The organism is Chromobacterium sp. S0633 (assembly GCF_024158805.1).
In the GTDB taxonomy this organism is placed as follows: Bacteria; Pseudomonadota; Gammaproteobacteria; order Burkholderiales; family Chromobacteriaceae; genus Chromobacterium.
On the sequence record NZ_JAMZGH010000080.1, the window covers coordinates 1 to 11867 of the forward strand.

Here is an 11867-nt window from a genome sequence, read left to right on the forward strand (position 1 = left end):
CACAAGCAATACCGACACTGAGTGGCGCTACATTCCCGTACGCCGGTTGTTCAACAGCGCCGAAAAAGACATCAAAAATATCATGCGCTCCATGGCATCCGAGCCCAACAACCAAGCTAGCTGGGTCAAAGCCCATGGTGCCATTGACAACTATCTACGCGCGTTGTGGCGCCAGGGTGCTTTGCGAGGCCAGACCGCAGAAGAGGCTTATTACGTTAAGGTAGGCGAAGAGACCATGACGCCAGATGACATCGACAACGGCAAGTTGATCATAAAAGTCGGCATGGCCGCGGTGCACCCGACGGAATTCATCATTCTGCAATTTATTCAAGGGGGGACATCCACCTGAAAGGCACGAGGCCACAATTGCTTGGTGCCACCCTACCATACACAAACCTAGCCAGCCCAACAGTCCCGGAATCCTATAGTTCGACACATAAGGAATGTACGATGTCTCAAACCATGCCAGGCGTGAACATTTCAAACGAAGTGGTGACACTGGCGGCACAGCAGGATGCCAGCGCCGTGCCTGTATTCATCGGCTACACCCAAACGGGTGAACCCTTGCAAATGGTCTCGGTGTCATCTTGGGAGGAGTTTCAATCCACCTTTTTCCCGTCGGCCAATATTGCACAGCGGGCAGAACAAGAGTCGTCGGCGCTTTACCAGTCTTTACGTTTGTATTTTGACAATAACGGCGGAGAATGCTACGTGCTACCCGCAGCCCAGATCACTCAACTTGAAACAGATGCCGACAGCGTCGCGCAGCAACTGATCGCCGCGCTCGAGAGCTCCGCCTTAGCAGACCATGAAGCGCCCACTCTGCTGTGCGTGCCGGATATCGTAGAATTAGTCGGAGATATATTTCCAGCCGGTCCGTGGCTGCAGGTATGGCAAGCAATGTTGAACATCTGTCGCGCTCGCCTAGGCTGTTTCGCCATATTGGACTTGCCAGATAGTTCGACCAAGGCGGCACTGGTGTTGAACAGCACGGAACTGGATAATGCGGCGTACGGCGCGACCTACTGGCCACATCTTGAATGCACTTACCTGCTATCAGACCAAACGCGAGCTCTGGTGCCGCCATCCGGCATCATCGCAGCCCAGATACAGCATACTGATCGCACACGTGGCGTCTGGAAGGCACCTGCGAACAATGCCTTGTTACAGGTGGTAAAACCACAGTCCCCCCCCACCCTGAGTGCCTCAATGCGCAATCCGGCCATGCCATTCAACTGGATTCGCTCCTTCCCTGGCCGTGGCGTGCGGGTTTGGGGTTGCCAAACCCTGACCACAAACCCTAACTCAGCATTCCGCTACGTGCAGGTGCGGCGGCTACTCGGTTATGTCGAATCTCGGCTTTACACCATGGCTCACTTTTGCATATTCGAGCCAAATAACGAAATCACTTGGCTCAAAATAAAAAGCCTGTTCCGCTCCTGGCTGCGCTCCTTATGGCTGAAGGGTGCCTTGTTCGGCACCAGCGAGGACGAGGCCTTTCGACTATACGTGGGCCTGGCAGAAAGTATGACAACGGACGATCTGCTAGCAGGCCAATTAATCGTCCGCGTGGAGTTGTCAGCGTTATACCCTGCTGAGTACATCAATTTGAGCCTACGGTTCATGATGATGGAAACACAAATGAGCAAGGAACTAATATGAGCACGCTGGAAAAACTGTTCGAACCGGAAGTTTCCCACCGTTTCCTGGCCACTTTTTTCTTCAAGAACGTGCCCAGCCCTTTGGATATTCGCTTTCAACGTGTCTCTGGCCTAGGCAAAGGAGAACTAGGTGTGAGCGCACAGTATCAGGGCGGCATCAATGCAACGGATCACTACCTGCCAGAACGCGTCAGCCACCCGCCGCTTACGTTGGAACGGGGCGTGGTCGTACCCACTCCGCTGTCCTTGGCATTTGACTACGTTTTGAGTGGCTTTGACACCGCCTATGTCGATGCGGTGATCATGCTGCTAAACCATCAATCGCTCCCCGTCTGCACCTGGACTGTCACCGATGCCCTGCCAGTGAAATGGCAAACCGGCGATCTGGATGCTAACAGCAACACCCCGCTAATCAACCATATTGAACTGGTTTACCGCGACATCCAGTGGCTAGGAGCCAAAGCATGATCGAAATTCATGAGCTGATTATTCAAGTTCGGGTGGATGACACCATACCCGTGGGAGTGGCGTCCAAGCCTCAATGGATGGATCATCAGGCCGAGCAAAGCGCCCTGATCGAACTGATAACTGAACAAGTACTAGCACGTCTTCGCGAAAAACAGGAGGACTGGGCATGAAAGGCTTGCTGGAATTGGGTCTATCCAAACTAAAAATCCAAGCTTATCAAGAGCTCAAGGATGGCAAACCTAATGGTTCGCCATTAGGCGAGATGCAGGTGATGTACAACCCCGAATCGCTGAATTTGAGCTATGGCATTGAATACGACGCCGACAACTATCTCAACGGCTCCATCAGCATCAACCACTTCAAACAAGCACGGCCAGGCGCTTTAACGCTGGAGTTGCTGTTCGACTCCAGTTTGCCAGGTAGCCAACAATCAGTGGAAATGCAATTAACTGCGATTCAGGCCTTATGTTGCGAAACGCGATCCGGCTCTCGGGAGACACCCTATCTCAAAATAGAATGGGGCAAGATGCACTGGCACGGACAGGATTTTTTCCTAGGTCGCGCCGCCTCATTGGAGATTCGCTATACCCGTTTTGATCGCAAAGCCGAGCCACAGCGCGCCACAGCCACGCTAACCCTGAACGCGGTCAGCAGTCCTTTTTCACAAACAAAAGAGATTTTCGACCGAATCAAAAAGCAAGCCAGCCTTTCGTTGCCTGACCAATACTGGTTGCCGATGGCGGCAGCCACGCTGGCCACCATTGCCGGCATGGCGGAAGCTTACAGTTATCTGGACGTGGCCATCGCTAACGATCTTGACAGTCTGGACGCTGCCAGACCAGGAGATACCTTGGTACCCCCAACTGAAATGGCAAACGAAGAGGGAACCGCATGATGACACCGCGCATTGAGCAATCGCTCCCACCAGAGATCAGCATCCAGTTTGGCATGCCCCCACAATCGCTCACCACGCTGCTGCCCATTCGGCTGAATACCCGGCTTGCAGCCAACCAAATCCCGAATGCCACTTTGGTGTTGAAACAGCCGGGTGGAGATAGAAAGGAAGTCGAAAAATTTTCGGCGGATGCCCAACGCTGCCTGCCTGGCACAACGGTGAGAATAGAACTTAAGGACAACAATAAGAGTACAGTTTTGTTTACCGGCATCGTAGCCGAACAACATAACCACTGGACGCTGGACGGCAACGAACTGACTCTGCGCCTTTGCCACCTTTTGCAGGGAGCCCTGTCTAGCCATGGTAGTCAGGTTTTCTCCAACATGACAGATGAGGAAGCACTGCGACAGTTGTTGCGCCTTTATAAAGTCGACCTTGGTCCTTCCCGTGGAATGATGTCCATACGACATCCACAATTGGTCCAATATGAATGCTCTGACTGGCAATTCATCAAAGCGCGACTGCATGCCAATGGCGTCTGGCTGTGGCCCGATGTCAGTGGTGGCGTTTCCATCGCACCACCTGCACTCTCCTCGGCCAAACACATGTTGGCGCAAGATGCCAAAGTATTGACAGGTGAATCTAGCCACACACCCCTAATAGAAATAGCGGATTGGATTTTCAGCAGTCGTGAATTGACAAGCGAAGTCCACACCATTACCTGGAACACTAAAAACCAAAAAGCGGAAACACGTCAATCTCAACCCAAGCAGCTAGGCAGTAATGCGCTTGATCCCAAAATGCTAGTCCAGCTGGGGCCTAAGAGCCAAACATTCCATGCTGCGAGAAACCTGCAAGATGAGGAGCTGGACGCTTGGGCCAATAGCCGCTTACTGTCCATGCAGGCCGCCAGTGTACGCGGCACTTTTACCGTAATCGGCAGCTCCGCCTACCAATTAGGTGAAACATTGGAGCTTAAAGGCTTTGGCAAGACACTTGATGGTCAGGGAGTCATCAGTGGCATTGAACATCACATGACGCCTGGACGCTGGCGCACCGATGTGACGCTGGGACAAGACACAATCAACGTGTCATTGGTTCCTGCCACGCCGGGCCTGCAAATCGGCGTAGTCTCCCACTACCAATCAGACCCCGACAATCTGGACCGTTTGCAAGTCGAAGTGCCAATATTTGGCAATGCAAAGCTATGGGCACGTTTTGCCAAGCCCTTTGCCAGCAAGGATAGCGGCGCATGCTTTTACCCCGAACCCGGCGATGAAGTCGTGCTGGGTTTTTTTGAGGCCGACCCCCGATTCCCAGTGATACTGGGCGCCATGCACAACCCAAAGCAACCCTCGCCCATCGACCCCGTGAAGCACCTTCAACAGCGTGGACTGATTCTAAAGCAAGGCGATAAACAACAACAGTTGTTGTTCGATGGAGAAGCGCAAACGGTTCAGTTGCAAGCTGCGGATAAAGAACACCTGATGCTTGGAGCAAAAACCGGCTTCGCGGCACAGAGCCAGCAAGACGTACAAATCAAAGGCAAGAACTTGACACTGCAAGCCGACACCGCTCTGGAAGCCCGCGGTCAGCAAGTCAAAGTAAAAGGCAACAAGGTGGACGTGGGAGCATGAAGCCGTTGGAGAACGCGATCCAGCTGCAGAGCGCGGCGAGAGCACAAGCGGCACAGCAAGCTGCCCATTTCAGAGAACAGGGAAAACCGAGAACGTTCATGCACTCACAAACGAGAGTACCATTATGACTACCAATACCACGGGACGTCTTGGTCGAGGCTGGGCCTTTCCTCCAAGCTTTACTCTGGCAAATGGCCCCAACATGGTCGAAGACCAGCTTGACATTCGTCAAAGCCTGCAAATTCTGTTCAGCACTCTGCCAGGTGAACGCATTATGCGCCCTGACTATGGCTGCGACCTGAATGCCTATATATTTGAAAATATCAGCGAGGACCTGCTGGCTGACATTCGCCGTACCATCCGAGACAACATACAACGTCACGAACAGCGGGTGGAGCCGCTCGACATCATCATCAAGCAAAACAAACTCCAACCTACCCAACTGGACATTACGCTCCATTACCGCATTCGCGGTACAGACGATAGTGGGCGGGTCCGCGGCGAATTAAAAATCGTCGCCTCAGAAGGAGGGCTCCTCCTATGATGGACATCGTCATTGTCGATGGCACCGCCCTAGTGTTTGAACCCATGTTCGGCAACCGCATCGTCACCCCTTGCGGCCCAGCGCAACTCCGCGGCAGCGGCCATCCCACGATACAGGGACGCAAAGTCTGCGTGGCCGGGGATGAGAAACAGGTGCAGGTCAACGCCATCTACACCACGGCCACTCACACCATTCCCGGCAACGGCGTCATCACCATCAGCCTCACCGCCAACCAACAGGCGACACACGTAAAAAGCGGCGCATCCTGGGTGCTCAAGGGCCAACAATTCATCGCCCAATTCCGGCCCACCACCCCGGCGCAACAGCCCGGCACGCCGCCGGTACCAGACGTGACCACGCCCAGTCTGGGCAAAGGCCAATTCATGCCCACCCAGTCGGTGGTGCGGGGCAGCTAAAACCCTAAAACGGAAGCACAACACCATGTCTAGCCAGAACCCTATTCCCCATGTAGAGGCCTTCGCGCTGGACCCGCGCGGCATTGAGGAAACACTGCGCGACATCAAAGACTACACGGCCCTGATTCCCTTTGATGAAACTGCCCAAGGGGATGGCGACAATAACTGGGGCCGCATCTTCTTCCCCGGCGGCGACACGGACATCACCCACCTTGCCGAGCGCTACCGCGCACCAGATCTGAGCGACGGCGAACTGCCGCCGCATCAGGCGTTTCTGCTCGCCTTTCTGCGGCAACTGGAAACCGCTAAAACCCTGCTTAACAGCCTGCCGGCACGACATCGCCAATTGTATTACCGCGACCTGCTGGGCTTGGCGCCAAGAGGCGCCCAGGCGGATCAAGTCGTCGCCTCCTTCAACCTCATGCCGGGCGCAAACGAGCAACTGCTGCTCGCCGGCGTCGCGCTCAACGGGGGGCAGGACAGCCTAGGACAAGCCTTGCGCTACCTGTTGGACGCACCGTTGCAAATCAACTCCGGACGACTGAGCGACGTGTACTGGACGCGCCCGTCGAAAAACGGCACCTGGTGCCATGTCGTGCAATCCGGCGAAGAACCGCCATTTCCCACCGACGGCGTACGCCTGTTCTCGCCACAGCCGCAAGACTACCCAGCAGCGAATGGCCGCGTGATCGCCGCTGATATCCTTGCCTTATCTAGCGGCCAGCGCACACTCAGCATCACCTTTGCCAGCGCCCCCAACTGTACATTGCAAGCCGCAGTCAGCACGAAGCAAGGCTGGCTGGCGCTGCCGCCCGTCACCGTGAGCAGTAGCGCCACAACCGTGGCATTCACCGTGGCCGCCGATCAACCCGCCCTCAGCCCGCCGCAGGGTTTGGATGGATTCATCGACACCACGCCGCTACTCAAACTCAGCCGCAATGACGGCCTGACAGTACCGGTCGTCAATCAGATTGAGGTCACTGTCACCCTCCCCGCCGATGTCGCCTTTCGCACGCAAGACGGCGTCGCGCAGCCGGATCAACCCTGCCTGCCTTTCGGCGCCGAGGTGCCACAAGGCTCGGCGGTACGGCTGATGGCGCCGGACTGGTGCCGAAAATCCCAAGCCATCCAAGTCACGCTGACGCCGGAATGGCAAGGCTTGCCGGAAGGGCAGAGCTTTGCGCAGTGGTATGCCGGCTATACCAATGCGCCTGTCAACGACGACACATTCAAAGTGACGGCGGCCGCGCTGAGCGCAAACGGTTGGAAGACGCTCGACGCCGGGCAGCCCTTATTCGCGAGCAATGCCAATGCCGCCACCGCGCCCGCTGGCCGGCCGCTCACATTCACCTTCACCCAACTGCTCTGCGACGTCGTCGACAGCGCCGACCCCGATGACTGGGCCAGTCGCCTGCGGCTGACCCTGGAGCCGACCACCTTCTTACATCAGCAATACTGGCAACTCGTCAATGCAGGGGCAACCGGCTTGACCCCCCCCTACACCCCGCAATGGGCCGGACTGGACATTGCCTACACTAGCACCCAGCTTATCGAAGTTAACGCACAATACCGGCTCACCCCATTCGGCCACCAAGCAGCCGGCGCAGAGGAAGACGAACCCGCACAGCCGCAACTCTATCTGGGCCTCAGCGACATACTGCCCGGCCAGCAGCTGTCCTTGTACTGGAAACTGTGCAGCCCGCAAGCGCTGGATGTGGACTGGCAATACCTGAACCAAAACAACCAATGGATTGCGCTCAACGCCGACGTGCTGGACGGCACCGACGGCCTGTTCGCCTCCGGCCTATGGTCCGCCACCTTGCCCAACGACGCCGGCGACCAGTCCGCCCATATGCCGGCCGGCCGTTACTGGCTGCGCGGCGTAATGACCCCCACTCAGCCCCAGAAGTCGGATCTAGGCGCAACCACCTCTGACTACCCGCAGCTGCAAGGCCTGCTGGCCAATGCCATGACCGCCACCCTGGCCGACCCGGATACCATGGCGGCTGATCATTTCGCCCAGCCTCTGCTGGCCGGCCGCGTGTCGAAAACCATGAATGCGGTGCTCGGCCTGGCCGGCGTCACCCAGCCCTGGCCTTCGCAACACGGCCGCCCGCTGGAAGCCCTAGACGACTTCAACCGCCGCATCGCCCAGCGGCTGTCCCACCGCGGCCGCGCGCTGCGCCAACACGATCTGCAAATGCTGCTGCGGGATCTGTTTCCAGAAGTGGGCTCCGTCATTTTGCCGGAGGGTCCCGGCACACCTGGCAAGCAATTGCTCACCGTTATCCCGGCGCCGGACTGGCGCGACAACGACGACCCCAAGCGTCCGGCATTCAACCCGGCCCGGCTGGATCGCATGCGCCAGGCTATGCAGCGCCTGACCTCGCCTTGGGCGGAAATCGATATTCTCAATCCTGTCTACATCGGCGTCCTAGTGACATATGCAGTTACCTTTGTCGAAGGTATTAGCCCGGCTTTCGGCAATCGCCAAGTGGATGAGGCGTTAGTGCGCCAATATATCCCTTGGACTGGGAATAAAAACCGTACAGTCATCTCAGACAATATACTGGACTACTACGAAATATTATCTTTTATACAGCGGCAGCCATTGGTAGAAACTGTGCACACACTGTTTTTGAATGGAAAAACCGAGTCTATCACGGCTGCACGGGGTGTCGTGTTGATTCTAGAGCCAGGACATGAAACAGTTAAAATTCAGTTGGCAAACCCAGCCAGATTTTAATTAGATGGGACGTATTTGATTGGGGAAAACATGAACCATCACACATGTAATATCGACACCACTTTAGGACCTTTGACCACAATAACCTGCTCCTGCCAAAGTTACGGCAACAGTCTGGTGGCCAAGGCAAAAGTCAGCAACACCCACGACAATCCGATCATTGCCGACAGGTATAACAACCAGATCCGCAAGATCAACGATTTCTAACGCACGCCCCACACCCGGCAACCTTTTGAAGAAAGCCGCCCATGACCCAACGCACTGTGGTCGACCCCGTCGTCCTCCAGGCCATCCACTTCGACACCCTGTGGCAGCAGGCACAAGACACCCTGAAGCAACAGTCCGGCCAGGTGTGGACCGACACTGACGAACACGATCCCGGCGTCACCCTGCTGCAGGCACTGAGCTATGGCATGTCCGACCTGGCCTACCGCCACATCCTGCCGTTGCGCGACATACTGACACCCGCGCCTGACCTCCAAAACGGGGATGGCTTGTTTCCCCATTCGTTCAGCCCAAATGAGGTGCTAACCGTATCGCCCATCACCGAGGAGGACTACCGCCGAGCGCTATTAGATCTCGTGGGCAAGGTCAACGGCGTCACGCGCTTTTTATTCCGCAATGCCCTGCTGCTTCCGGAAACCATCGATCAAAGATATACGTATTACTACGATCCAAAACTGCGCGAGTATCATTTCACCAGCGACGAAGACGAGGGCAAACAGAAGTTCACCGTACAAGGCTTTTACCGCTTGCAGGTAGAGTTGAACCGTGACGTGCCCCAAGCAATAGCCGAGCCTATCCTGCAGGAATTTTTACAGAACCACCATAATGTGTGCGAAGGCGTGCGCGGAATCGTCTGGCTAGCGGCACAACCCGTCAATGTGGAAATCACGCTGGAGTTGGAAGACGATTTCCAGAACTACGCCATCCTGATGGCCCAGCTGTATCTATGCGTGGAGAGCTACATCAGCCCGCAGGCACAGCGCGCGACGGCCGCGGAGCTACGCGCCGCGGGCTGGACCAATGATGAAATTTACCAAGGCCCCAATCTGGCGCATGGCTGGATTAGCACGCTGCCGCCCGTAGAGGATCATAATACGGCTCACACCCTGAACCTTAACCCCCTGGCTTCGCCGCTCCAGATGCTGACCGGCGTCAAAAGCCTGCAGGCCTTGCGATTTGACAACGGGACTTGGGAAGTCAGTATCCCCGCCCAAAAGTACCCGCAGCTTTGGGGCCGCACGCCGCTTCAGGTCTTGGCGGCAGGGCAGCGAGTGAAACTGATGAAGCGCGGTCAGAAGGTAACCATAAGTGAAGAGGAAATCAAGCAAGCCCTCCCCTCCACCCCCGTACTCAACGAAGCCTGGGTATCCCTTGAGTACGGCCGCCACCGCACCCCAGAGCGTTACTACCCAGCCAGCGCAAAAATCCCGCCATGTTATCAACTGCAAGACGACTTGGCGTTGCACACCACACGGCATCTTCACCAGTATCTCTTGCCATTCGAGCAATGGCTGGCCAGCGGTTGCGACCAACTGCGTCTGCTACCGAGGTTGCTATCGTTTAACCAACAGCTCGACACCACGGTCTGGGGCAATCAATGGCCCTTCGTCAATGACACCGTGGCCTATGCCGTGCATCAGGCATATCAGCCGGCACTGTTGGCTAAAACCACCATGCAAAGCCAAAACGAAGAGCAGAAATTAGCGCTGCTCAACTACCTGCTGGGCTATTTTGGCCAGCAGCGCGCCGACCGCACCTTGCTCAACGCGCCGGACTACTTATCATCACAATGCTCGCTGATTCGTCTGAACAGCCAGTTGAATTACCAGGCCGGCCAATTCTCCGCCAACGCCATGTCCAGCATACAGCGCCGCATTGCTGCGCGCTTGGGTTTTGACGAAGGCGTATTTAATGAGCCGCCGGATTGGACTCACTTGCCTTTCTACTTGATGGAGCACGCTGCGCTCTTGACCCCGCCGCCAGGAACGGCAAATCTCTCGTGGCAAAAAATCACCCATCTCCAGACAGAAGACGAGTCCTTGGCCCTCACCTCGGTCACTCCTGTGAACAGCGTCTTCCAAGGACAATTGCTGGAACTGCAATACACTTCCGACTCCAACGCAACGCCAATCATCCTAAACGCCTGCGTGGTATTGAAAGTGGATAGCGACACCAAGACCATCGCCCTAGAGATCAACCCAGCGCTACGCTCCTTCCTACAGGAACTCCTAGCCGCCCCAAGCGCAGTGCAATGGCGCACCAGCCGCCTCTGGATGCAGGACACCACCTTTCCCCTGATCTATCCACCCGCTAACGTGCAATCACCCCAGCTGTCCCCTCAGCCGGGGCAGAAAATCATCACGGCGGACAACTTTCCGTCCAGCTTGGCGGTAGGCGACAAACTCGTGCTCTATCGCCATTTTTCACCGGAGGGCAACTTACAACATGCCCCCTTAGCCGAGGGTGATTGCGTTGCGATCGTGCGTGGCATCGATACGCTACGCCGGCAGTTACTCATTGAGGCAGACGCAAACTACACCTTGCCGGAAGACCAGCATCAGAATCGTTACCGTTGGTATTTCGATCGAGATCGCGAGTCCGCCCTGCCAGACCGTTTTTCTTTCATCGTAAGCGCAATATTCAACGAAGACTTGCTACTGGGCCCGCAGAGCCATGTCACAGAGCCTCAAGTCACCGCAGCCTGGGTTGAGCAGATTGTACACGAAGAGCTGCCATGTCATGTCTGCGCCGAAATGCATTGGTTGGAAAGCCGCTATTTCAACAACTTTGCGCATACCTACGCCAAGTGGATAGCAAACGATAGACTCTTAGGAGTGTCATCGTTCCATCTATTGGACTACCTCGCCCTGGGTACCCTGCCTTCCGGCCTGGAGGGTATTGGCAACATGCGCATCGCCACCGACGCCCAATTCAAAGAGGTATTCGCGGGAGCCGCGCCAGGAGAGTGGAACGCAGAAGTCATTCATGACAATGCATTATTTTATGTTCCCGCCGAGCCATCTAGCACCTCAATCATACTAGACTCAGTTGGAGAGGCCGCCGCGCCAGGGCCGATTCAACACTAGTCCAGCTACATATTTATCACCGCCAACTCACAGACCGGAGAAAGAATATGAAAAAGAAAAATCAAAACCAAGGCCCCTTGGAAGGCACCGCAGACTCGATAACACCCAGGATCAATGTGAGCTCAAATGAGCTCAAGGCCAAATTCGCGGCACGGTCGATTCCGCTGGAGGGCGATTTTGCAAATCTGATCGATATGGCGGACGCGGGCTGCCGAGCGTTGGGACAGGGGAAGGGCCAGACCGGGCCCGGTGCGGGCTTACAGCTGGATACCATCAGTGGGCTGTTGTCGGCGAAGACGGATACAGCGGCAGGCCTATCAGTGAGCACGAGCGGGGTCGGCATTAACACAGCCGTCTCCAAGGGATTAGCGGTAAGCTCAGCCGGACTAACTGTCCAACTAGATGGCA

Annotated in this window: 12 protein-coding genes; all 12 read left to right on the plus strand. The window is 56.0% G+C overall.

What is annotated here, in order from left to right; all coding sequences use genetic code 11:
• Positions 1-349: phage tail sheath C-terminal domain-containing protein (locus NK214_RS24235; RefSeq protein ID WP_305883579.1), on the plus strand; the 349-nt coding region annotated here is incomplete at its 5' end.
• Positions 350-450: 101 nt separating this feature from the next.
• Positions 451-1662 (plus strand): phage tail sheath C-terminal domain-containing protein, encoded by a 1212-nt coding sequence (locus NK214_RS24240; RefSeq protein ID WP_227106120.1) that lies wholly within the window; start codon positions 451-453, stop codon positions 1660-1662.
• Positions 1659-2129: a phage tail protein gene (locus tag NK214_RS24245; protein ID WP_227106118.1), complete on the plus strand. Its 471-nt coding sequence runs from the start codon at positions 1659-1661 to the stop codon at positions 2127-2129. The genes NK214_RS24240 and NK214_RS24245 overlap by 4 nt, the downstream gene beginning before the upstream one ends.
• Entirely contained in the window at positions 2126-2299 is a 174-nt protein-coding gene (locus NK214_RS24250; protein WP_227106117.1) for a DUF5908 family protein, read from the plus strand. The genes NK214_RS24245 and NK214_RS24250 overlap by 4 nt, the downstream gene beginning before the upstream one ends.
• Positions 2296-3024: a hypothetical protein gene (locus NK214_RS24255; RefSeq protein WP_227106115.1), complete on the plus strand. Its 729-nt coding sequence runs from the start codon at positions 2296-2298 to the stop codon at positions 3022-3024. The genes NK214_RS24250 and NK214_RS24255 overlap by 4 nt, the downstream gene beginning before the upstream one ends.
• Positions 3021-4661 carry a phage baseplate assembly protein V gene (locus NK214_RS24260; protein WP_235085366.1) on the plus strand — a complete coding sequence of 547 codons (1641 nt, stop codon included), beginning with the start codon at positions 3021-3023 and terminating at the stop codon, positions 4659-4661. Before NK214_RS24255 ends, NK214_RS24260 begins: the two co-directional genes overlap by 4 nt.
• A 124-nt stretch (positions 4662-4785) precedes the next feature.
• Positions 4786-5205 carry a GPW/gp25 family protein gene (locus NK214_RS24265; RefSeq protein ID WP_227106111.1) on the plus strand — a complete coding sequence of 140 codons (420 nt, stop codon included), beginning with the start codon at positions 4786-4788 and terminating at the stop codon, positions 5203-5205.
• On the plus strand, positions 5202-5621 hold the full coding sequence (locus NK214_RS24270) for a hypothetical protein (protein WP_235085368.1): 420 nt from the start codon (positions 5202-5204) through the stop codon (positions 5619-5621). Before NK214_RS24265 ends, NK214_RS24270 begins: the two co-directional genes overlap by 4 nt.
• A 25-nt stretch (positions 5622-5646) precedes the next feature.
• Positions 5647-8367 (plus strand): hypothetical protein, encoded by a 2721-nt coding sequence (locus NK214_RS24275; RefSeq protein WP_227106107.1) that lies wholly within the window; start codon positions 5647-5649, stop codon positions 8365-8367.
• Positions 8368-8397: 30 nt separating this feature from the next.
• The gene (locus tag NK214_RS24280) at positions 8398-8574 is read left to right on the plus strand and encodes a hypothetical protein (RefSeq protein ID WP_227106105.1); all 177 of its coding nucleotides are present in this window, start codon (positions 8398-8400) and stop codon (positions 8572-8574) included.
• 41 nt (positions 8575-8615) lie between these two features.
• A complete protein-coding gene (locus tag NK214_RS24285; RefSeq protein WP_227106103.1) occupies positions 8616-11459 on the plus strand; it encodes a hypothetical protein in 2844 nt (947 codons plus the stop codon).
• A gap of 47 nt (positions 11460-11506) precedes the next feature.
• On the plus strand, positions 11507-11867 hold a 361-nt coding region (locus NK214_RS24290), incomplete at its 3' end, for a hypothetical protein (RefSeq protein WP_253315724.1).